The sequence below is a fragment of the Pseudomonas sp. 10S4 genome (assembly GCF_034344865.1).
GTDB lineage: Bacteria > Pseudomonadota > Gammaproteobacteria > Pseudomonadales > Pseudomonadaceae > Aquipseudomonas.
Genome location: NZ_CP133774.1, coordinates 182,704 through 204,419, shown reverse-complemented (window position 1 = coordinate 204,419; position 21,716 = coordinate 182,704). Strand labels below are relative to the sequence as shown.

Sequence of the window (21,716 nt, the reverse complement as noted above, 5' to 3'; positions counted from 1 at the left end):
TGCAGATGCCAATGCGCGCGCATTAGCACTCGATAATGTTGACCGCCAAACCGCCACGGGCGGTTTCCTTGTATTTGCTTTTCATGTCGGCGCCGGTCTGGCGCATGGTGCGGATGACCTTGTCGAGGGAAACGAAGTGCTGACCGTCACCACGCAGGGCTATGCGCACCGCATTGATGGCTTTCACCGAGCCCATGGCGTTGCGCTCGATGCACGGCACCTGCACGAGGCCTCCGATCGGGGTCGCAGGTGAGACCGAGGTGGTGCTCCATCGCCGATCTCGGCGGCGTTTTCCACCTGCGAAACGCTGCCGCCAAGGACTTCGCACAACGCACCGGCCGCCATCGAACAGGCGACGCCGACCTCCCCTGACAACCGACTTCAGCGCCGGAAATCGAGGCGTTTTCCTTGTACAGAATGCCGATCGCGGCGGCGGTCAGCAGAAAACGCACGACGCCGTCTTCATTGGCGCCGGGGATGAAGCGCATGTAGTAATGCAACACTGCCGGGACGATCCCGGCTGCACCGTTAGTGGGCGCGGTGACCACGCGTCCGCCGTTGGCGTTTTCTTCGTTGACCGCCAAAGCGTAGAGGTTGACCCAGTCCAGTACTGACAGCGGATCGCGCAGCGCCGATTCCGGGTTCTTGCACAATTGCCGATGCAGCGCCGCCGCTCGGCGTTTGACCTTCAAGCCACCGGGCAGGATGCCTTCGTTGCGGCAACCGGCGTCGACGCAGTCCTGCATCACCTGCCAGATGTGCAGCAGACCGGCACGGGTTTCCGCTTCCGGGCGCCAGGCACTTTCGTTGGTCAGCATCACCTGGCTGATCGACAAGCCGTAGGTGGCGCAATGACCGAGCAGGTCCTTGGCACTTTTGAACGGGAAGGTCAGCGGCGTGGCGTCCTCGACGATGCGATCGGCGCCGGCAGCGTCTTCATCGACGACGAAACCACCGCCGACCGAGTAGTACTCGCGGCTGCGGATTTGTATGCCTGCCGCATCGAACGCGCGAAAGATCATGCCGTTGGGGTGATAAGCCAACGGTTTGCGGATCATCGCCAGATGCAGCTTTTCGTTGAATTCGATGGAGTGCTCACCGAGCAGGTTCAAACGACCGTTACTGCGAATCTCTTGCAGACGGGCGGCGACGGTTTCGGTGTTCACGGTGTCCGGGTGTTCACCTTCCAGGCCGAGCAACACAGCCTTGTCGCTGCCGTGGCCTTTACCGGTGGCGCCGAGCGAGCCGTAGAGCTCGACTTTGACGCAGGTTGTTGCGGCCAGCAGCCCTTCACGGCGCAGACCTTCGGCGAAACGCGCAGCAGCACGCATCGGGCCGACGGTGTGGGAGCTGGAGGGGCCGATGCCAATCTTGAACAGGTCGAACACGCTTAACGACATGAGTTGTTCTCCGGTTTCTTGTTATAGGAATTCACGGAATCTGGGGCTTTGCACGGACCCTGTGGGAGCGAGCTTGCTCGCGAATGCGATGGGTCAGGCAACGTTGATGGTGACTGATTTACCGCATTCGCGAGCAAGCCCGCTCCCACAGGGGATATGCGGTGCTCTTGAGAGTGGGGGCGAGCGAACCCGCCCCTACATTTTTAAGCGTAGCTTTCGATCGACGGGCAGGCGCAAACCAGGTTGCGGTCACCAAACACGTTGTCGACCCGACCGACCGGTGGCCAGTACTTGCCTTCGATCAAGGAGGCAACCGGGTAAACCGCTTGCTCACGGCTATACGGATGCGTCCACTCGCCCACGATTTCCGCCGCGGTATGCGGGGCGTTTTTCAGTGGGTTGTCGTCCTTGTCCAGCGTGCCGTTTTCCACTGCGCGGATTTCTTCGCGGATGCGGATCATGGCGTCGCAGAAGCGGTCCAGTTCTTCCTTGGATTCGCTTTCGGTCGGCTCGATCATCAGCGTGCCGGCCACCGGGAACGACATGGTCGGCGCATGGAAGCCGAAGTCGATCAGGCGTTTGGCGACGTCATCGACGCTGATGCCGCTGCTGTCTTTCAGCGGACGCAAATCGAGGATGCATTCGTGCGCGACCAGGCCGTTGCTGCCGGTGTAGAGCACTGGGTAATGTTCTTCGAGGCGACGGGAGATGTAGTTGGCATTCAGGATCGCCAGTTGCGAAGCACGCTTCAAACCGGCGCCGCCCATCATGCGGATGTACATCCAGGTGATCGGCAAAATGCTTGCGCTGCCGAACGGTGCGGCGCAGACCGCGCCTTCTTTACGCTCCATCTGGGCATGGCCCGGCAGGAACGGCGTCAAGTGCGATTTCACGCCAATCGGGCCAACGCCCGGGCCGCCACCGCCGTGGGGGATGCAGAAGGTTTTGTGCAGGTTCAAGTGCGAGACGTCGCCGCCGAACTTGCCCGGTGCGCAGAGGCCGACCATCGCGTTCATGTTGGCGCCGTCGATGTAGACCTGGCCGCCATGGTCATGAACGATGCCGCAGATTTCGCGGATGCCTTCTTCGAACACGCCGTGGGTCGACGGGTAGGTGATCATCAGCGCGGCGAGGTGTTCGCGGTGCTCGATGGCCTTGGCGCGCAGGTCTTCGATGTCGACGTTGCCACGGGCATCGCACGCGGTCACCACCACGCGCATGCCGGCCATGTTGGCGGTCGCCGGGTTGGTGCCGTGGGCCGAGGACGGGATCAGGCAGATGTCGCGACGATCTTCGCCACGGCTCTGGTGATAGGCGCGGATCGCCAGCAGGCCAGCGTATTCACCCTGGGAGCCGGCGTTCGGTTGCAGCGAGATCGCGTCGTAACCGGTGTCGGCGCAGAGCATCGCCTCCAGTTCGTCGGTCAGTTGCTGGTAGCCGGCGCTTTGCGCGGCCGGGGCGAATGGGTGCAGGGCACCGAATTCAGCCCAGGTCACCGGGATCATTTCGCTGGCGGCGTTGAGTTTCATGGTGCAGGAACCCAGCGGGATCATGGTGCGATCCAGTGCCAGGTCCTTGTCGGCGAGCTTGCGCAGGTAGCGCATCAGCTCGGTTTCCGAGTGGTAACGGTTGAACACCGGGTGGCTGAGGATCGGCGATTGGCGAACCAGTTCAGCTGGGATGGTGCTTTGAACGCTTGTAGCCAATGCCGCGAAATCTGGCAGCGCTTTGCCGTCAGCCAGCAGCGCCCACAAGGTTTCAACATCAGCTTGCGAAGTGGTTTCGTCGAGGGACAGGCCCAGACGTTCAGCATCGACCACACGCAGGTTGATCTGCTGGGCGCGAGCCTTGTCGTGCAGCTTGGCGGTGTTGGCGCCAGTGTTCAGCGTCAGCGTATCGAAGAAGTTTTCCTGCTCAACCGTGAGACCGAGTGCGCTCAAGCCTTTGGCCAGAATCGCCGTCAGGTGATGCACGCGGTTGGCGATCTGCGTCAGGCCTTTCGGGCCGTGATAAACGGCGTACATGCTGGCGATGTTGGCCAGCAAAACCTGCGCCGTGCAGATGTTGCTGGTGGCCTTCTCGCGGCGGATATGTTGCTCGCGGGTTTGCATCGCCAGGCGCAGGGCCGGCTTGCCGAAACGGTCCACCGAGACGCCGACCAAACGGCCCGGCATGTCGCGCTTGAACGCATCTTTCGTCGAGAAGTACGCCGCGTGCGGACCACCAAAACCCAGCGGCACGCCGAAGCGTTGTGCGCTGCCGATGGCCACGTCAGCGCCGAACTCGCCCGGCGGGGTCAGTACGGTCAGGGCCAGCAGGTCAGCGGCCACCGCGACCAAGGCATTGGCGGCGTGGAAGCGTTCGGTCAGTTCGCGGTAATCGAACACGTCACCGTTGCTGGCCGGGTATTGCAGCAGCGCGCCGAAGTACGGCGTCACGTCGGTCAGTGTTTGCTCGTCGCCGACCACCACGTCGATGCCCAACGGCTCGGCACGGGTGCGCAGCACGTCGAGGGTTTGCGGGTGGCAATGCACGGAAGCGAAGAACGCATGGCTGCCCTTGTTCTTGCTCAGGCGTTTGCAGAAGGTCATCGCTTCGGCGGCGGCAGTGGCTTCATCCAACAACGAGGCGTTGGCAATCGGCAGGCCGGTCAGGTCGCTGATCAAGGTTTGGAAATTCAGCAGCGCTTCGAGACGACCCTGGGAAATCTCCGGCTGGTACGGGGTGTACGCGGTGTACCACGCCGGGTTTTCCAGCAGGTTGCGCAGGATCGGCGACGGCGTGTGGGTGCCGTAGTAACCCTGGCCGATGTAGGTCTTGAACAGCTGGTTTTTGCTGGCGATGGACTTGATCAACGCCAGGGCATCGGCCTCGCTCAGGCCATCTTCGAGGCCGAGCACGCTGGTGCCTTTGATGCTGTCCGGGATGACGCTGGCGCTCAGGGCTTCGAGGGAGTCGAAGCCGAGGCTGTTGAGCATCGCTTGCTCATCGCCGGAGCGCGGGCCGATGTGGCGGGCGATGAATTCGTTGGCAGTACTGAGATTGATAGTCATGGCGGCTCCTCAGGCGTCGGCGTTGGCTTTGATCAGACGGTCGTAAGCGTCTTGATCCAGCAATTGGGCAACAGCCGATGCGTCGGTTGGCTGGAAGCGGAAGAACCAGCCTTCGCCCAGCGGATCTTCGTTAACCAGCTCAGGGCTGCTGTCGAGTGCCGGGTTCACTTCCAGGACTTCACCGTCGAGCGGCATGTAGACGCCGCTGGCGGCTTTTACCGATTCCACGGTGGCGGCTTCAGCGCCTTTTTCGTAGGACTGCAGCTCAGGCAGTTGTACGAAAACCACGTCGCCCAAGGCGTTCTGTGCGAAAGCGGTGATACCGACTGTGACGCTGCCGTCAGCTTCGGTACGCAGCCATTCGTGATCTTCAGTAAAACGCAACTCGCTCATGGAAACTCCTAAGGGGGCCAGACTCGTCTGGTGGACGCGATTGAATGCTTGGGCAAAAGCCCTTCTTTATAGGAGGTTACTAAGCAAAATCGCTGCCAATGTTAATAAGTCCTTATGAATCAAGGCCTTGTTGGTTTTCGAGAGGCGAGCGAAATGAATGCCTGTAGCGAAATCGCTACAGCACAAAGCAAAGAAAAAAGCGTAATGGGATCAAAGCCTTGCACAGCGGCGATCGGAGGAGGTTGTATCGATATCGTTCCGCTGTAGCGCTTTCAGTACAGATGAAGGTCGCTTTCGAGCATGGTTTTGAATGCGCCATAGAACCCTGTGGGAGCGGGCTTGCTCGCGAATGCGGTGTGTCAGTCACATCAATGCCAACTGACACACCGCATTCGCGAGCAAGCCCGCTCCCACATTTTGACCGAGTAAGGCTTAGGGTTTGTTTGGAATGCCGTACTTGCGCAACCGATGGGCAATCGCCGTGTGGGAGGTTTGTAGCCGATTCGCCAATTGCCGGGTCGAGGGATAGCTGACGTAGAGTTTTTCCAGCAGCGTCTTCTCGAACTCTTCCATCGCTTGCTCAAGGCTGTCGACGTCGCTGTCACTCTGGCGCGCCACGGAGGTGCCAGCAATGTCGAGGTCGCCGATGTCTACCAGACTGCTTTCGCAAATCGCGGCGGCGCGGAAGATTACGTTCTGCAATTGCCGCACATTGCCCGGCCAGCGGTTGCCGAGCAGTGCCGGGTAAGTGCCCGGCGCCAGGCGACAGATCGGACGCTGGATCTGCGCGCAGGCCTGCTGCATGAAGTAACGGGCCAGCAGCAGAATGTCCTGGCCGCGTTCGCGCAGCGGCGGGACTTCGACGTTGAGCACGTTGAGGCGATAGAACAGGTCTTCGCGGAAGGAGCCTTCGCTGACCATTTTTTCCAGGTCACGGTGGGTTGCGCTGAGGATCCGCACGTTGACCTTGACCTCACGATCACCGCCGACCCGACGGAAGCTGCCGTCGTTCAAAAACCGCAGCAGTTTCGCCTGCAAGTACGGCGACATCTCACCGATTTCATCGAGAAACACCGTGCCTTGGTTGGCCAGTTCCATGAGCCCCGGTTTGCCGCCCCGTTGCGCGCCGGTAAAAGCGCCGGGGGCATAGCCGAACAGTTCGCTTTCGGCGAGGTTCTCCGGCAATGCCGCGCAGTTCAACGCGAGGAACGGCGCGCTGTGCCGCGCACTGATGGCGTGACAGGCCCGGGCTACCAGTTCTTTGCCGGTGCCGGTTTCGCCCTGGATCAATAGCGGTGCGTCGAGGGCCGCGACACGTTGGGCGCGAGCCTTAAGGGTGCGAATCGCCGGGGATTCGCCGAGCAATGCATCGAAACCTTCGGCGTGGTCATGGTGCAATGCTGAAAGGCGTTCACCGATGCGGCTTGGTTGATACAGCGTCAGCAGGGCGCCCGCGTCGGTGATCGGCGTGGCGTCCAGCAGCAGGGTCTGGCCGTTGACGGTGATCTCGCGCAGCGGCAGGCGAAAGCCGTTTTCCAGCAAGGCATCGAGCAGCGCCGGGTCGGCAAACAATTCGGTGATGCTTTCACCGGCGGGTTCGCGACCGTACAAGGCAATCAGCGCCGGGTTGGCCAGCAACACTTTGCCGGCGCTGTCCAGGGCCAGCACCGGGTCGGTCATGGCCGCGAGCAATGCGTCGAGCTGCAAGTGCCGGCGCTGGCCGGGCAGGATGTCGACCACCGTCACCGCTTGCACGCCGTGCACGCTGAACAGCGCATCGCGCAGCTCTTCGAGCACTTCCGGGCTCAGGGTCGGGGCGTCGATGTAGACGTTGGGCGGAACCATTTCCACCGCATCCAGATTGAGATTGCGCCCACCGAGCAAGGCCAGGACTTCCTGGGTAATGCCGACGCGGTCGATGAAGCTGACGTGGATACGCATGGGGCGGTTTTTGGTTCTGGAGTGCGGAGGGTGGCAAGTATGCCTTGGAGGAGGGGGTTAGGTGAAATCTGGCGCAGGTCTTCGGTGTGGCGATGATCCCCTGTGGGAGCGGGCTTGCTCGCGAAAGCGGTGTCTCAGTCACTATTAATGTTGACTGACAGACCGCTTTCGCGAGCAAGCCCGCTCCCACAGTTGATCGTTGGTGTTCGCACAATTGTGTTCGGCACAGAACCCTTTATTCGAGGTGTTCGGGTTTCACCGGGTCGCCGGATTTAACGTCCAGCTGCGCCCGCACGTCCTCGAACATTGCGTCGTAGGTCCTGTGCATCGACGCGATGTTGGCTTCTTTGGGGATGCCATGTTTATGTGCGATTTGCATGGCATGCCGGGCGAAGTCAAACGCTTGGTCCTTGGGCAGAAAGAACTCTTCTTTCATGTCTTTGCCTTCGATGCTGCCATGCATCTTGAACAGCATGCCCTTGCCTTCCTTGGGGTCCTGGGTGACTTCATAGTCGATGCACAGGTTGTAGCTGTAATCGTCCTTGTTCAGCGCGTGGCGCTCGATGTGCAAGTGACCGGGCTCGAACGTAGCCATAAACATCTCTCCTTCGAAGGCATTGGAGAACGGCAGACCCCGGGCCTGCCGCTGAGTTTCTTTTTAGAGGTAAGTAATGCCAGGTGTCGCTGTGCTGATGCGGGTGCCGGCCTTGCCCTGGACGATCGCTTCGATGTCCGAGAGTGAACCGATGACCGCGACTTTGCCAGTATGGCGGGCGAACTCGCACGCGGCCTGGACCTTCGGCCCCATGGAGCCGGCGGCGAAGCCGAGTTTTTCCATGTCGTCCGGGTGGGCCTGGGCGATGGCTTTCTGGGTTGGCTTGCCGAAGTCTATAAATGCGGCGCTGACGTCGGTGGCGATTACCAGCAGATCACTTTCCAGCTGTTCGGCCAGCAGCGCCGAGCACAGGTCCTTGTCGATCACCGCTTCCACGCCTTCGAGTTTTCCGCTGGCGCCGTACATCGTTGGAATGCCGCCACCGCCAGCACAGATCACGATGCTGCCCTTATCCAGCAGCCACTTGATCGGGCGGATTTCGAAGATGCGTTTTGGCCGTGGGCTGGCAACCACACGGCGATACTTGTCGCCATCCGGGGCAATCGCCCAACCTTTTTCGGCGGCGAGTTTTTCCGCTTCAGCCTTTGAATACACCGGGCCGATGGGTTTGGTCGGGTTCTGGAACGCCGGGTCCTTGGCATTGACTTCGACCTGGGTCAGCAGGGTGGCGAACGGCACTTCGAAGTCCAGCAGGTTGCCCAGTTCCTGTTCGATGATGTAGCCGATCATGCCTTCGGTTTCGGCACCGAGCACGTCCAGCGGGTAGGGCGAAACCGAGGTGTAGGCTGCCGCTTGCAGCGACAGCAGGCCGACTTGCGGGCCATTGCCGTGGGCGATGACCAATTGGTTGCCGGGGTAGATCCTGGCGATCTGTTCGGTGGCGACGCGGATATTGGCGCGTTGATTGTCCGCGGTCATGGGTTCACCACGGCGGAGCAGGGCGTTACCGCCCAGAGCAACGACGATACGCATAATGCAGTCCTTTCAGAGTTCGGTGATCCCTGTGTTGACTGGCTTTTGTGGCGAGCGAGCTTGCTCGCGCTCGAGCGCGCAGCGGTCGCAATCAGGTTATACGCGGTGTACCTGACGCGATGCGGTGATGCATTTACGACTGCTGCGCAGCCGAGCGGGAGCAAGCTCCCTCGCCACAAAAAGCCGCTTCCACAGGAAGGAAAGCGGCAGTCTTTTTAGATATCCGCCAACGCCGACACCAGGATCGCCTTGATGGTATGCATGCGGTTTTCCGCTTGTTCAAAGGCGATGTTGGCTGGCGATTCGAAGACTTCTTCGGTCACTTCAACGCCGCCGGCCAGGTGCGGATAGCGCGCGGCGATGTCCTTGCCGACCTTGGTTTCGCTGTTATGGAATGCCGGCAGGCAGTGCATGAATTTCACGCGCGGGTTGCCCGAGGCTTTCATCATTTTCGCGTTGACCTGGTACGGCAGCAGTTGCTCGATGCGCTCGTCCCACGCTTCCACCGGCTCACCCATCGACACCCAGATGTCGGTGTGGATGAAGTCCACGCCCTTGACCGCTTCTTTCGGGTCTTCGGTGATGGTGATGCGGGCGCCGCTTTCTTCAGCGAATTCTTTGCACTGGGCAATGAAGTCCGCGTGTGGCCACAGGGCTTTGGGTGCAGCGATGCGCACGTCCATGCCCAATTTGGCGCCGATCATCAGCAGCGAGTTGCCCATGTTGTAGCGCGCATCGCCGAGGTAGGCGTAGCTGATTTCATGCATCGGCTTGTCGCTGTGCTCGCGCATGGTCAGTACGTCGGCGATCATTTGCGTCGGGTGGAATTCAGCGGTCAGGCCGTTGAACACCGGCACGCCAGCGAACTTGGCCAGCTCTTCGACGATTTCCTGTTCAAAGCCACGGTACTCGATGGCGTCGAACATCCGGCCCAGCACACGGGCGGTGTCTTTCATGCTTTCTTTGTGGCCGATCTGCGACGACACCGGGTCGATGTAGGTGACGTGGGCACCCTGGTCGTGGGCCGCGACTTCGAAGGCGCAACGGGTGCGGGTCGAGGTTTTTTCGAAGATCAGCGCGATGTTCTTGCCTTGCAGGTGTGGACGCTCGGTGCCGGTGTACTTGGCGCGTTTGAGGTCCCGGGACAGGTCGATCAGGTAGTTGAGCTCGCGAGTGGTGTGGTGCATCAAGCTCAGCAAGCTGCGGTTGCGCATGTTAAAAGCCATGATTTGGATCTCCTTGGGTTTCGGTTATCCGCCGGCTTCGCGCTTTATAAGCACGAAGCGGGGCACAAGAATTAATAGTCGATGGGGTCGCGAATGATCGGGCAGGTCATGCAGTGGCCGCCGCCACGGCCGCGCCCGAGTTCGCCGGCACTGATGGTGATGACTTCCACGCCAGCCTTGCGTAGCAAGGTGTTGGTGTAGGTGTTGCGGTCGTAACCGATCACCACGCCCGGTTCGAGGGCCACCACGTTGTTGCCGTCGTCCCATTGCTCGCGTTCGGCGGCGAAGCTGTTGCCGCCGGTTTCCACCACGCGCAGGGCCTTGAGGTTGAGTGCGGCCGCCACGGTGTCGAGGAAGTTGGTTTCTTCGCGGCGGATGTCTATGCCACCCGGTTTGCTTTCATCAGGGCGCAGGGTGAACGCGACGATCTGGTTGACCACTTCCGGGAAAATGGTGACCAGGTCGCGGTCGCAGAAGCTGAACACGGTGTCCAGGTGCATCGCGGCGCGGGATTTCGGCAGACCGGCGACGATCACTCGCTCCACGGCTTGGTGCTTGAACAGGTTCAGCGCCAGTTGACCGATGGCCTGACGCGACGAGCGCTCGCCCATGCCGATCAACACCACACCGTTGCCGATAGGCATCACGTCGCCGCCTTCGAGTGTCGAGTTGCCGTGCTCCTGATCCGGGTCGCCGTACCAGACCTGGAAGTCGGCGTTGGTGAACTCGGGGTGGAATTTGTAGATGGCGCTGGCCAGCAGGGTTTCCTGACGGCGCGCCGGCCAGTACATAGGGTTCAAGGTCACGCCACCGTAGATCCAGCAGGTGGTGTCGCGGGTGAACAGGATGTTGGGCAGCGGCGGCAGAATGAAGCTCGAGTGGCCGAGGAAGTCACGGAACATCTCGATGGTCTTGCCGCCGAAACTGGTTGGCAGGTCATCGGCCGACACGCCGCCGATCAGGAACTCGGCTATCTTGCGCGGCTCCAGGCTGCGCAACCAGGAACTGGTTTCGTTGACCAGGCCCAGGCCCACTGTGTTGGCGGTGATCTTGCGTTCGAGAATCCAGTCCAGGGCCTCAGGGTTCGCGACGATGTCGGTCAGCAGGTTGTGCATTTCCAGCACGTCGACGTTGCGTTCGCGCATCTTGGTGACGAAATCGAAATGGTCACGCTTGGCCTGGGCAACCCATAGCACGTCATCGAACAGCAATTCGTCGCAGTTGTTCGGGGTCAGCCGCAGGTGGGCCAGACCGGGGGAGCAAACCATGACTTTGCGCAGTTTGCCGGCCTCGGAATGTACGCCGTACTTAACTTTTTCCGTGGTCATTACAGTGATCCTCCAGATGTAAACAATCAGCTATTACAGCGTCAGGAAACCGGCATACAGCCCGTAGGCAGCCACCAGGGCGCCGACGACTACGGCCGCGAAAATCAGCTTCTCGACATTAGTGAAAACCGGTTTGCCCACTTCCATCTTGGCCTTGGCGAACAGGATCGCGCCGGGGGCATAGAGCAGGGCGGAAAGCAGCAGGTATTTGATGCCGCCGGCATACAGCAGCCAGACCGCGTAGATCACGGCAATGGCGCCGATGATCAGGTCTTTCTTGCGTTCGGCCAGGGCGTGTTCATAAGTCTCGCCGCGTACCGCCAGCAGCAGCGCATACGCCGCCGACCACAGGTAAGGCACCAGAATCATCGAGGTGGCAAGGTAGATCAGCGACAGGTAAGTGCTGGCCGAGAACAGGGTGATGATCAGGAATACCTGAACCATCGCGTTGGTCAGCCACAGGGCGTTGGCCGGTACATGGTTGGCGTTTTCGCGGCGCAAAAACGCCGGCATGGTGTGGTCCTTGGCGGCGGCGAACATGATCTCCGCACACAACAGCACCCAGGACAGCAGCGCGCCAAGCAAGGAAATGATCAGACCAATGCTGATCAGCAGCGCGCCCCAGTGACCGACCACGTGTTCCAGCACGGCCGCCATCGACGGGTTCTGCAGCTTGGCCAGTTCCGGTTGGGTCATGATGCCCAGAGACAACACGTTCACCAGCACCAGGAACAGCAGCACGGTAATGAAACCGATCACGGTGGCCTTACCAACGTCGCTACGTTTTTCGGCCCGGGCCGAGAAGATGCTCGCGCCTTCGATGCCGATGAACACCCAGACGGTGACCAGCATCATGTTGCGCACCTGGTTCATCACGCTGCCCAGGCTAGTGTTTTTAGTGCCCCAGATGTCGGCAGTGAAGATGTCCAGCTTGAAAGCGAACACGGCGATCAACACAAACAGCACCAGCGGCACGACCTTGGCGACGGTGGTCACCAGGTTGATGAACGCCGCTTCCTTGATCCCGCGTAAAACAAGGAAGTGCACGGCCCAGAGCAGCACCGAGGCGCCGATCACAGCGGCAACGGTGTTGCCTTCGCCGAAGATCGGAAAGAAGTAACCCAGGGTGCTGAACAGCAAGACGAAGTAGCCGACGTTGCCCAGCCAGGCACTGATCCAGTAACCCCAAGCGGATGAGAAACCCATGTAGTCGCCGAAACCGGCCTTGGCGTAGGCGTAGACACCACCGTCCAGGTCAGGCTTGCGGTTGGCCAGGGTTTGAAAGACGAACGCGAGGGTCAGCATGCCGACCGCCGTAATTGCCCAACCAATCAGCACCGCACCGACATCAGCACTGGCGGCCATGTTCTGCGGTAAAGAGAAGATCCCGCCACCAATCATTGAGCCAACTACCAATGCAACGAGCGCGCCGAGCTTCAGTTTTCCGGGGGATTCAGACATTGCATGACTCCAATGCAGGAGAAGAGAGACAACAGATTAAATCTGTTAACTGTTCAATCAGCTGACATAGATCAGTGCATCGGCACATTCCATTGTTAATGAAAGACTTATGAACTTTTCGCGGGCATAACTGTATTGCTGGAAAAGCCCGGCTCAGAGGCCTCGGCCAGTTCAAGCAGGAATAATACGTATCGCGTTGAGGTTTTTAAGCTAGTTCGTTTTCGCGAATTCGCAACTTTTTGATAACTGTTTTCAGTACAGAATTGATTTATTAGGATTGACTCACAAAACTGTTATGCACCGATTGCCACAGATTGATCGGCTATAAATAAAAGGCATTAATAGGTGTTAATTATTGAACGTTATTACGCTTTGCCTATTTAGTTAAATTAATCCATTTGTTAGTGGGGTGCTGTCGCTATGAGGTTGCTGCTGGCGTATCGGCCGCCTTATGACTGGGCCGCAATGTTGGTTTTTTTGTCGGCGCGGGCGATTGCCGGGATGGAGACGGTGGTCGATGGCGTGTATTCGCGCAGCATCGGCTTGGATGGTGTGCACGGCACGTTTTCGATCAAGCCGGTGGGGATGCTGCGCTTGAGCTGACGCTGGATTTTCCTGACCCCGCGGGCGTGCCCGAGATCGTGGCGCGGTTGCGGCGGATGTTTGATCTGGATGCTGATCTGCCTGCAATCCATCGACATTTGACGGCCGATCCGCTAATGGCGCGGTTGATTGCCGAGCGTCCCGGATTACGCGTGCCGGGTGCGTGGGATGGTCTGGAGCTGGCGATTCGCGCGGTGTTGGGGCAGCAGATTACGGTGCGCGCGGCGATCAAACTGGCAGGGAAACTGGTGGCGCAGTATGGCGAGGCATTGGATTCAGCGCCGCCCGGGCTGACTCATGTGTTTCCTGGGGCGGCGGTGTTGGCGGTCTCGGACCTGGCGACGCTGGGGATGCCGAAAAGCCGTGGGCGAACGCTGTCCGGTGTGGCTCAGGCGTTACTCGATGATCCGTTGTTATTTGAGCCGGCGCGCGAGGGCGGCGTGGCGCGGTTGCTGGCATTGCATGGGATTGGCGACTGGACGGCGCAGTACATTGCGTTGCGGCAGTTACGGGAGAGGGATGCGTTTCCGAGTGGGGATGTGGGGTTGATCAATGCGTTGGCGGCGCTTGAAGGCGGACCGGTGACGGCGCGGGAGTTGCTGCGGCGGGCTGAGGTGTGGCGACCTTATCGGGGTACGCGGCGCAGCAGTTGTGGACATCGCTGAGCCGGGTTGATTGAGCTGATCCGGATTTGTAGCGGCTGGTTCGACGCATTCGCGAGCAAGCCCGCTCCCACATTTGATGGCATTCGTCCGGGAGAACTCGGTCACCTGTGGGAGCGAGCTTGCTCGCGATGGCTATCTAACAGTCACCACCACTGCGCGCGATGGGAGCCCAATTCCGTGGCGGGAATGGCCCATTGCACAGGCGTTCCGGTGATTTTCAGCGGAACGTGCAACCGGTGCGCCGGCCCCCAAGGTGTCTGCTCGACCAACAACCCTTGATCGTCCTGATCTTCCGCCCGCAACGGCTCATTTGTCCCTGCACCATTCTCAATCAACAACTTCGCGGTCCGCGCCAACGATAACCGCGCCGAACCACCGAACCCGCGAGTCAACCGCTCAGCCAACAACTTGATCGCACTCGCCGCCATCAAATACCCGGTCGCGTGATCCAGCGCCTGAACTGGCAATGGTGTTGGCTTGTCGGCTTTCTTCCACTGCATGCCAGCCTCGGCAATCCCGCTGCTCATCTGCACCAGACTGTCGAAACCCCGACGGTTCTGCCACGGGCCGCTCCAGCCGTAGGCGTTGAGGCAGACATCGATCAAGCCTGGGGACAACTTCTGGCGTTCAGCGGCGCCGTAACTCAAGTGTTCCAATGCATCGGCGCGGTAGCCGTGGAGCAAAATGTCGGCGTCCTTGAGCAGGCTTTCGAACACTGCGCGATCAGCCGTGTCATGCAAATCCAGCCGCGCACAGCGTTTACCGAGAGTGACTTCCGGCACGACACCGGGCTCGTTCCAGGTCGGCGGGTCGATGCGCAATACGTCGGCGCCGAGGCCGGCGACGGAAGCGGCTGGCGATGGGGCCGGCGAGCACGCGGGTCAGATCAAGCACTTTGATTCCCGCCAGTGGTCGCGCCACCGAGCCTTGCCACGGTTTGGCGTTCTGGCTGCTGTGGGCGGCGAATTGAATCAATGGCTCGGCGTTTACGGCGATGCCTTGAGGGTGGGCCTGCCATTGCGCCCAGGTGCGCATCTCAGCGGCGCAGCCACCGGCCTCGACCACGGCGTGTTCCAGATCGGTCTTGGCCCACTTCGCGACCTGACTCGCCATGCCGGCGCGGTCGGCACAGGCACCGAGCACGCTTTCGGCGGCGGCGCGGTGATGTGGGGCGTTGGTGTGCAGGCGAATCCAGCCGTCCTTGGTCTCATAGTCACCGGCGACCGGGTCCCACAGCGGCGGCGCGCTCCAGCCCAGCGGACGGATCGAGGTGGCGAACCAGAACGAAGCCAGGCGGCGGTCGACTTCAAGGGTGGGCAAGCGGCCGGTCTGTTGGTGCAGCAATTCGCTGACAGCCTGACCGGCGGCGGCAATGCTGGCGCAGGCCAGGTCAGTGACGGCGAACGCCGAGGGCAGGGCGCCGCTCGACGTAAACGGGATCGGGGTATGCGGCAAGCCGAGTGCGGCTTGAATGGACGTGAGTAAATCAGTCATCGAAGGCCCTCCGGAACGAGGGTTCGATGATAGATCAAAAATCTGCCGGGCCAGATGAAATCCCTTGTGGGAGCGGGCTTGCTCGCGAAGGCGGTGTGTCAGTCGACATCAATTTTGACTGATACACCGCCTTCGCGAGCAAGCCCGCTCCCACAGGGTTTGGCGCTAGCCGCTTAAACCCGGAACTGATCCATCAATTTCATCTGATGCGTGGCCAGCGCATTGAGCTGGCTGCTGATCTGCGCCGATTCAGTGGCTTGCCCGGTCAGGGTTTCGGTGACGGTGCGGATTGCCGAGACGTTGCGATTGACCTCTTCGGCCACGGCGCTTTGCTGTTCGGCGGCGCTGGCGATTTGCAGGTTCATGTCGCTGATCACCGTCACCGCGTCGCTGATCTTGCCCAGGGCCTGGACTGCTTGCTGGATCTGCCCTGCGTTGCTGTGGGCCTGGGTCTGGCTCGAGTGCATGGTGGCAACCACGCCGCGGGTGCCGGTCTGGATGCGTTCGATCACGATGCGAATTTCTTCCACCGAGTCCTGGGTCCGTTTGGCCAGGTTGCGCACTTCATCGGCAACCACCGCAAAGCCACGACCACTTTCGCCGGCACGGGCCGCTTCAATCGCGGCGTTGAGCGCCAGCAGGTTGGTTTGTTCGGCGATGCTGCGGATCACTTCCAGCACCGATCCGATCTGCTCGCTGTTCACCGCCAGGGCTTCGACTTCGGTCACGGCTTTGCTGACTTCGTCAGCCAGCAAATTAATATCCCGGGTGCTGCGCTCAATGATCTGCATGCCATCGCGGGCTGACTGGTCGGCGCCTTTGGCGGCGTTGGCAGCGTTCGACGCGCTATTGGCGACGTCGTGGGCGGTCGCGCTCATTTCATTGGACGCGGTGGCGACCTGGTCGATTTCGCGGAACTGCACCTGCATGCCTTCGCTGGTCTGGCGGGCGATTTCCGAAGACTGGTCGGCGGTGCCACGGGCGTCGGTAATGCTCTGTTTGATCTGCGCGATGGTCGGTTGCAGCTTGTCGAGGAAGCGGTTGAACCAGCTCACCAGTTCACCGAGTTCGTCTTTCTTGCTGTAGTGCAGACGTTGGGTCAGGTCGCCGTCGCCGCTGGCAATCGCCTTGAGCATTTGCGCCACGCTGTTGATTGGCCGGGTCACGCCCGACGCCGTGAGCCAGATTAGCAACAGACCGATCAAACCGGCCGCCACCGCTACCAATAACGCCTTGAGTGTGCCGGTTTGTTGCGCGTCATCGAGCACCGTTTGCAGCTTCACCGAATCGGCCAGCAGCACTTGTTTGGGCAGGTCGATCACCACACCCCAGGCCTTGGAATCGGTGATCGGGCTGACCGGGTACACCGCGCGGATCAGGTCACCCTGTTCGAGAATCTTCGGCGAGCCGTTGCCGAGCAGTTGCAGGACTTCCTTGCCGTCGGCACCGAGGGTGTCGCCGATGCTTTTACCCACCTTGCCGGCATCAACGCTGTAACCGGCAAGCACACCGCTGCCGGAGACGATCAGCATGTGGCCGGCACCATTGAACAGGTCACGCTGGGAATCCATCGCCGCTGCTTGCAACGCATCGAGGGCGATGTCGACGCCAACCACGCCGATGGCCTTGCCATCCACCAGCAACGGCACGGAAATGGTGGTCATCAGCACTTCCTTGCCGCCCACGGTGTCGGAATACGGGTCGAGCAAGCAGGTGCGTTTGTTGTCGCGAGGGCAGGTGTACCAGCTGTTGTATGGCGTACCGCTGAGGCTGAGGGTGGTTTTGGTCATGTCGTCTTCGACCATGATCGTGTTGAGCCCGACCCCGCCCGCGCGGCTCCAGTAACTGGCGAAACGTCCCACCTCGTTGGACTGCCTGACAGCGTCATTGACGAATTCGCTGTCCTTGCCGTCCAGGCCGTTGGGCTCGAACGCCAGCCAGATCCCCAGCACTTTGCCGTTGCGCTCGAAAGCGGTTTTCAGGCTCTGGTTCAACTCCTCGCGCAGGGCGCCGGCGTCCAGCGAACGCTTGGCGGCCATGGTGCGCATGTCCTTGATCTGATCGGCCAACGCCGTGACCACCAACAGGCTTTCACCGAAGGTCTTCTGCACCCGCACGGCTTGCTCGGCGGCTTTGGCCTGGAGCAGGTCCTGGACGCTGGCGGTGAGCATTTTGCTGCTGGAGGCGCTGACCAGTTCGTTGTTGCGGTTGGTCTGGTACATGTTCATGCCGACGATCAGGGCGACGACACCGAGCAGGCACAGACCGGACAACAGGACGATTTTCAGGCGGATGGACAGGGAGTCGAACATAGGGCGAACTCGCAAATGGATGAGGTGTTGGCCAAGAGACGGGGGTACTCCCATCCGCCAAGTCCATTCAGCGCCATTTAATCCACATCGGCGTGGGCAGGGCGTGCATGAATGGCAAGCCGACGAGCGGTAACAGGTGAACGTTTGCGCAGGGGAATGCCCTGAAAAGGGCTGGGATTCAGGAGAATTTCGTTGATTCTGTGGCGAGGGAGCTTGCTCCCGTTCGGCTGCGTAGCAGTCGCAATTCGGTGTAGCGGGTGCGTCTGGAGAATTTTGGGGCCGCTTCGCAGCCCAGCGGGAGCAAGCTCCCTCGCCACAGGGGATTTTTATTTGTCAGGACGGTTGCGGTGCCGATTCCGGGCGCGACCAGATCCACAGGTTGCCCAGGCTCATGCCAGTAATCGCCAGGTAAACCGGCCAGCCGTGATCGAGCATCACCAGCATCAAGCCTGCACACAGCAGCATGCTGACGGTGGCGCTGACCTTGGCCCGGCGGACGATGATTTTGCCGTTTCGCCAATTGCACAGGATCGGCCCGAACAAGCGATGGTTTTCCAGCCAGGCACTCAGGCGCGGCGAACTCTTGGTGGCGGCCCAGGCGGCCAGGAGGATGAACTCGGTGGTCGGCAGGCCCGGCACGACAATCGCGATCAGGCCGATGCCCAGGCTGACGTAGGCCAGCAGGCCGAAGAGGATTCGGGCGAGTTTGGAGGCGGCGAGGTGAGGCATGGGGCGTATGGTGACCAGTGTGATGCGTGATCGGCAAGTGTTGATTGATGTCTGCAGGTACACACAGATCCATTGTGGGAGCGGGCTTGCTCGCGAAAGCGGTGTGACAGGCAACATTGATATTGACTGACACTCCGTCTTCGCGAGCAAGCCCGCTCCCACAGGGGAATGTGGTTTGTCAGGCGAGTTCCGGGGTGTAGGCCTGTTCCAGCAACACGGTGAAGCGGTTGAACGCATCAACCGCCGCTTGCTCGATTTCGGCTTCTTCCTGAGCGCTGAATTCCAGCGAGTCGAGGGTTCTGACGAAACTCTTCCAGCCTTGCGCACGACCACCGGCCGGCTCGCCCAGGTGGCGGGCGCCGAAGGTGTCGCTCAAACCCAGGCCCACGGCACGCTTGATCAAAAACGCAGCGCCGAGCTTCGAGCCTTCGGAGACAAATAACCAGCCCAGGGCCGCGGCTTTGGTTGGATTCTTCACCGCGTCAGCCACCGCTGCCGGAACGTCAGTGTCCAGATCGGCCAGGTCAGCCTTGGCCGCTTCGGCACGGCAGCGTGCCGGCAGGTCCGGGACGATCGTAGTCAGTTCAGTATCGTTGTACAGCGACACCAATTCCGACTGGAACAAATACTGCGCGACCACGAAACGGGCGAAATTAGCCTGGGTTTCGAACGGCGCATGAGCTTTGACCAACGCGTCGAGTTTGGTGTGTGGCTCGTTGGTGATCTGGTTCAAGCGTTGCGAACGCAGAGCATGGCGTTGAGCAGTGTCCTGGGAGGTCATGGGAAGTCCTTGAGAAAAAAGAGGCGCTTGGTAACGAGACGAACAACAAGGCGCCAAACAGTAAAAAACCTCACGGCAACCCATTAACAAATGTGTCGCAGTGAGGCACTCAGGGTCAGATGTCCCAGACCAGATTGATCGCGAAGTTGCGACCCGGCTGGGTCAGGCGATCCAGGTTGGCCGGTTGGGTCACCGAGGCTTCGCCGACACTGTCGTAGCCGCGCACGTCATCCCACTGCCAGTATTTCTTGTCGGTCAGGTTGTAGAGGCCGGCATTGACGGTCACATCGTCGGTGACCTTGTAGAAACCGGCCAGGTCGAGCACGCCATAACCCGGGGTCTTGAACTGGGTGCTGGTGCCGTCCGGGGTCTTGAAGCTGGTGCTGTCGACGCGGTCCTTGCGTTTGACCAGTGTCCAGCTCAATAGGGCGCCGTAGTTGTCCCGGTCGTAACCGAGGCCGAACACGCCGGTCAGCGGGTTGATGCTGTTCAGTGGCTGGCCGCTGTCATCGTTACGGCCATACAGGTACGCCATCGAGCCTTGGGTGTAGAGGCCGGTCGGCGCACCGAAGCTGTCCAGGTTCAGGCGCCCCTTGAGCTCCACGCCCTTGATGGTGGCGTGCTTGATGTTGTTGCTCTGGAACGTGGTCTCGGTGTAGCCGGGAGTGATCGCGTTCTCGTCGATGAAGTCGCGGTACTTGTTGTAGAACACCGCCACATCGAAGGTGCCTGCCTCGAATCGGCCGCGCAGGCCGGTTTCGTAGCTTTTGCTCTTTTCCGGTTCCAGGTCCGGATTCGGCGCGACCTGATAACCACCGGCCAGGTTTTCGAAGCGACCGTACAACGCCTTGGCGGTCGGCGTGCGGAAGCCTTCGGCGTATTGGCCATACCAGGTGTAGTTGTCGTTGAAGCTGTAGGTGGTGCCGAACTTCGGCGACAGACGATGCCAGGTCTTGGTGTCGTCGCTCACCACGCCGTTGCCGCTCTGGTCGGCGGTAGCCAGGAACTCGTCGGTGATGTGCGGCTTGAGCTGGGTGTAGTCGTAGCGAGCGCCGGGCAGGAAGGTCCAGTTGCCCCAACTGATCTGATCCTGGGCAAACAGGCTGTAGCTGTTGATGGTCGGGTCCGGGAAGTCGCTGGCCGGTTTCAGGGTATCCGCGGCGCTCGGTGCACCGATCACTCGGCAGGCGCCGGCCACGGTCAGGCAGGTGCCAGTGCCGGTGCGCAGGCCGGTGACCTTGTCCTGTTTGATGGTGGTGCCGTAAGTGACCGTGTGGTTGGTGTCGGCGATAGCGAAGGACTTGTCAGCCTGGGCATCGAGCACCCATTGGCGATCCTTGTAATTGGTATTGCGTTCGCGCAACACGGTGCGCGATGGCGCGTAGATTTCTTCGGTGGACTGGTCGGTCTTGGCGATCTGGTAGTTCAGCGACCACTTGATGTTGTCGGCCAACGCCGTGTCCAGCGCGAAGCTGTGTTCCAGGCCGAAGCGTTCGCGGGTCACGGTGTCGTTGCCAGTACGGGATTTGTAGAAGCCGAAACCGCGTCCGGCGTTGAACGGACCGCCGACCGCGCTCAATTGATTGGTGTCGCGGTCGTCCTTGTAGTGCTCGTAGGTCAGGCCCAGGCGCGCGTCGTCGGCGTAGTTCCAGCCGAGTTTGGCCAACACGTTGGTGGTGCGCACGTCCTCGGGGTTGGCCTCGGTGCGGTTCAGGCCGGTGCCGCCGGTTTCGCCGTAGGATTCGGTTTCATGCCCATTGCGTTGGCTCAAATGCAGCAAGCCGTCGAAGTCGCCAGTGCGACCGGCGACGGTGCCGGAGGTCAGCCAGCTGTCATCGGCCGAGCTGTAGCCGGTTTTCAAACGTGCGCCGACGTCTTTGCCAGGCTTGATGATGTCGTCCGGATCGAGGGTGTAGTAGCTGACGGCGCCGCCAATGGCGTTGCTGCCGTAGAGCACCGACGCCGGGCCACGGAGGATTTCCACGCGTTTGACGATTTCCGGGTCGACGTAGTTGCGGTTGGTCTGGGCGTACGGGCCGTTGAAGAAGCTGTCGGGCACTTGCACGCCGTCGACCTGGGTCAGCACGCGGTCGCCGTCGATACCACGGATGTTGTAGCCGGTCAGCCCGGCACGTTGGCCGGCGCCGCCCACCGAAACACCCGGCTCGTAGCGCACCAGATCCTTGATGTTGTTGACGTTGTTGCGGTCCAGTTCTTCGCGGGTCTGGACACTGACAGTGGCCGGCACGCTGTCGATGCTTTGTTCCTGACGGGTGGCGCTGATGGTCACCTGTTGCAGGTTGAGGGCGCCGCCGCCGTTGCGTTTTTCCAGCACGATGTTGTTAGCGCCCAGTTTGCGATAGCTCAGGTTGGTCCCCACCAACAGGCGATCCAGGGCTTTTTCCGGTGGCAAGGATCCGCGCACACCCGGCGAGGCGATGCCTTCAGCCAGTTCTGCTGGCAAGCCGACCTGCCAGCCGGTCACGGCGGTAAAGGCATTGAGTGCCGAAACCAGCGACTGCTGAGGAATCGCGAACGAGTAATCGCCCATGTTGCGGCTCGGCTGCTCGGCGGCAGTGGCTGCCATCAGCGGCGCGGCACCGGCCATCAGGATGGCGGCGGTCAGCAATGACAGCACGCGGGAAGGTGAAGAGGACTGGCGGGTATGGCGAGAGGACATCGATAGCGCTCCGTGTCGCACGAATCTTTATAGGTGCAGATTGGCATCGATAGATGCGAATC

General features: G+C 60.7%; 13 protein-coding genes and 5 pseudogenes. 1 reads left to right on the top strand and 17 read right to left on the bottom strand.

Features of this window, described 5'->3' with window-relative positions; genetic code table 11:
* Positions 1 to 22 precede the first annotated feature (22 nt).
* From RHM58_RS33875 to arcD, 11 genes and pseudogenes are all read right to left on the bottom strand, one after another.
* The gene (locus RHM58_RS33875) at positions 23 to 196 is read right to left on the bottom strand and encodes an L-serine ammonia-lyase, iron-sulfur-dependent, subunit beta (RefSeq protein WP_416195293.1); all 174 of its coding nucleotides are present in this window, start codon (positions 194 to 196) and stop codon (positions 23 to 25) included.
* Positions 184 to 345, bottom strand: coding sequence for a hypothetical protein (locus RHM58_RS33870; RefSeq protein ID WP_416195312.1), 162 nt, complete (start codon positions 343 to 345; stop codon positions 184 to 186). The genes RHM58_RS33875 and RHM58_RS33870 overlap by 13 nt, the downstream gene beginning before the upstream one ends.
* Positions 300 to 1,331 (bottom strand): annotated as a pseudogene (locus RHM58_RS01005) (L-serine ammonia-lyase); the annotation flags it as partial. The pseudogene RHM58_RS01005 and the gene RHM58_RS33870, both read right to left, overlap by 46 nt.
* A 272-nt stretch (positions 1,332 to 1,603) precedes the next feature.
* A complete protein-coding gene (gcvP, locus tag RHM58_RS01000) occupies positions 1,604 to 4,453 on the bottom strand; it encodes an aminomethyl-transferring glycine dehydrogenase (RefSeq protein WP_322269452.1) in 2,850 nt (949 codons plus the stop codon).
* A gap of 9 nt (positions 4,454 to 4,462) precedes the next feature.
* Positions 4,463 to 4,846: a glycine cleavage system protein GcvH gene (gene gcvH / locus RHM58_RS00995; RefSeq protein WP_322269451.1), complete on the bottom strand. Its 384-nt coding sequence runs from the start codon at positions 4,844 to 4,846 to the stop codon at positions 4,463 to 4,465.
* A gap of 432 nt (positions 4,847 to 5,278) precedes the next feature.
* On the bottom strand, positions 5,279 to 6,787 hold the full coding sequence (locus RHM58_RS00990) for a sigma-54-dependent transcriptional regulator (protein WP_322269450.1): 1,509 nt from the start codon (positions 6,785 to 6,787) through the stop codon (positions 5,279 to 5,281).
* 235 nt (positions 6,788 to 7,022) lie between these two features.
* Positions 7,023 to 7,382, bottom strand: coding sequence for a DUF5064 family protein (locus tag RHM58_RS00985; RefSeq protein WP_201256785.1), 360 nt, complete (start codon positions 7,380 to 7,382; stop codon positions 7,023 to 7,025).
* 63 nt (positions 7,383 to 7,445) lie between these two features.
* The gene (gene arcC, locus RHM58_RS00980; protein ID WP_322269449.1) at positions 7,446 to 8,375 is read right to left on the bottom strand and encodes a carbamate kinase; all 930 of its coding nucleotides are present in this window, start codon (positions 8,373 to 8,375) and stop codon (positions 7,446 to 7,448) included.
* 215 nt (positions 8,376 to 8,590) lie between these two features.
* Positions 8,591 to 9,601, bottom strand: coding sequence for an ornithine carbamoyltransferase (locus RHM58_RS00975; protein WP_201194045.1), 1,011 nt, complete (start codon positions 9,599 to 9,601; stop codon positions 8,591 to 8,593).
* A gap of 71 nt (positions 9,602 to 9,672) precedes the next feature.
* Positions 9,673 to 10,929: an arginine deiminase gene (gene arcA, locus RHM58_RS00970; RefSeq protein ID WP_201206134.1), complete on the bottom strand. Its 1,257-nt coding sequence runs from the start codon at positions 10,927 to 10,929 to the stop codon at positions 9,673 to 9,675.
* A 33-nt stretch (positions 10,930 to 10,962) separates the two neighbouring features.
* The gene (gene arcD / locus RHM58_RS00965; RefSeq protein ID WP_322269448.1) at positions 10,963 to 12,390 is read right to left on the bottom strand and encodes an arginine-ornithine antiporter; all 1,428 of its coding nucleotides are present in this window, start codon (positions 12,388 to 12,390) and stop codon (positions 10,963 to 10,965) included.
* 420 nt (positions 12,391 to 12,810) lie between these two features.
* Here arcD and RHM58_RS00960 point away from each other — a divergent pair.
* A pseudogene (locus RHM58_RS00960) lies at positions 12,811 to 13,672 on the top strand (DNA-3-methyladenine glycosylase family protein).
* Between the two features lie 129 nt (positions 13,673 to 13,801).
* Here RHM58_RS00960 and RHM58_RS00955 read toward each other — a convergent pair.
* The 6 genes and pseudogenes from RHM58_RS00955 to RHM58_RS00935 form a co-directional block, all read right to left on the bottom strand.
* Positions 13,802 to 15,152 (bottom strand): annotated as a pseudogene (locus RHM58_RS00955) (CoA transferase).
* A 173-nt stretch (positions 15,153 to 15,325) separates the two neighbouring features.
* Positions 15,326 to 15,841 (bottom strand): annotated as a pseudogene (locus RHM58_RS33865) (methyl-accepting chemotaxis protein); the annotation flags it as partial.
* 390 nt (positions 15,842 to 16,231) lie between these two features.
* Positions 16,232 to 17,191 (bottom strand): annotated as a pseudogene (locus RHM58_RS33860) (chemotaxis protein); the annotation flags it as partial.
* 606 nt (positions 17,192 to 17,797) lie between these two features.
* Complete coding sequence (locus RHM58_RS00945; protein ID WP_201256788.1) at positions 17,798 to 18,193, bottom strand: YbaN family protein; 396 nt, start codon at positions 18,191 to 18,193, stop codon at positions 17,798 to 17,800.
* A 178-nt stretch (positions 18,194 to 18,371) separates the two neighbouring features.
* Positions 18,372 to 18,974 (bottom strand): biliverdin-producing heme oxygenase, encoded by a 603-nt coding sequence (locus RHM58_RS00940; RefSeq protein WP_322269446.1) that lies wholly within the window; start codon positions 18,972 to 18,974, stop codon positions 18,372 to 18,374.
* A 115-nt stretch (positions 18,975 to 19,089) separates the two neighbouring features.
* Positions 19,090 to 21,654 carry a TonB-dependent receptor gene (locus RHM58_RS00935; RefSeq protein WP_322269445.1) on the bottom strand — a complete coding sequence of 855 codons (2,565 nt, stop codon included), beginning with the start codon at positions 21,652 to 21,654 and terminating at the stop codon, positions 19,090 to 19,092.
* Positions 21,655 to 21,716: the final 62 nt, after the last annotated feature.

Coding starts and splice junctions, on each gene's coding strand:
- RHM58_RS33875 (WP_416195293.1), bottom strand. CDS start 196: ATGGGCTCGGTGAAAGCCATCAATGCGGTGCGCATAGCCCTGCGTGGT.
- RHM58_RS33870 (WP_416195312.1), bottom strand. CDS start 345: ATGGCGGCCGGTGCGTTGTGCGAAGTCCTTGGCGGCAGCGTTTCGCAG.
- gcvP (WP_322269452.1), bottom strand. CDS start 4,453: ATGACTATCAATCTCAGTACTGCCAACGAATTCATCGCCCGCCACATC.
- gcvH (WP_322269451.1), bottom strand. CDS start 4,846: ATGAGCGAGTTGCGTTTTACTGAAGATCACGAATGGCTGCGTACCGAA.
- RHM58_RS00990 (WP_322269450.1), bottom strand. CDS start 6,787: ATGCGTATCCACGTCAGCTTCATCGACCGCGTCGGCATTACCCAGGAA.
- RHM58_RS00985 (WP_201256785.1), bottom strand. CDS start 7,382: ATGGCTACGTTCGAGCCCGGTCACTTGCACATCGAGCGCCACGCGCTG.
- arcC (WP_322269449.1), bottom strand. CDS start 8,375: ATGCGTATCGTCGTTGCTCTGGGCGGTAACGCCCTGCTCCGCCGTGGT.
- RHM58_RS00975 (WP_201194045.1), bottom strand. CDS start 9,601: ATGGCTTTTAACATGCGCAACCGCAGCTTGCTGAGCTTGATGCACCAC.
- arcA (WP_201206134.1), bottom strand. CDS start 10,929: ATGACCACGGAAAAAGTTAAGTACGGCGTACATTCCGAGGCCGGCAAA.
- arcD (WP_322269448.1), bottom strand. CDS start 12,390: ATGTCTGAATCCCCCGGAAAACTGAAGCTCGGCGCGCTCGTTGCATTG.
- RHM58_RS00945 (WP_201256788.1), bottom strand. CDS start 18,193: ATGCCTCACCTCGCCGCCTCCAAACTCGCCCGAATCCTCTTCGGCCTG.
- RHM58_RS00940 (WP_322269446.1), bottom strand. CDS start 18,974: ATGACCTCCCAGGACACTGCTCAACGCCATGCTCTGCGTTCGCAACGC.
- RHM58_RS00935 (WP_322269445.1), bottom strand. CDS start 21,654: ATGTCCTCTCGCCATACCCGCCAGTCCTCTTCACCTTCCCGCGTGCTG.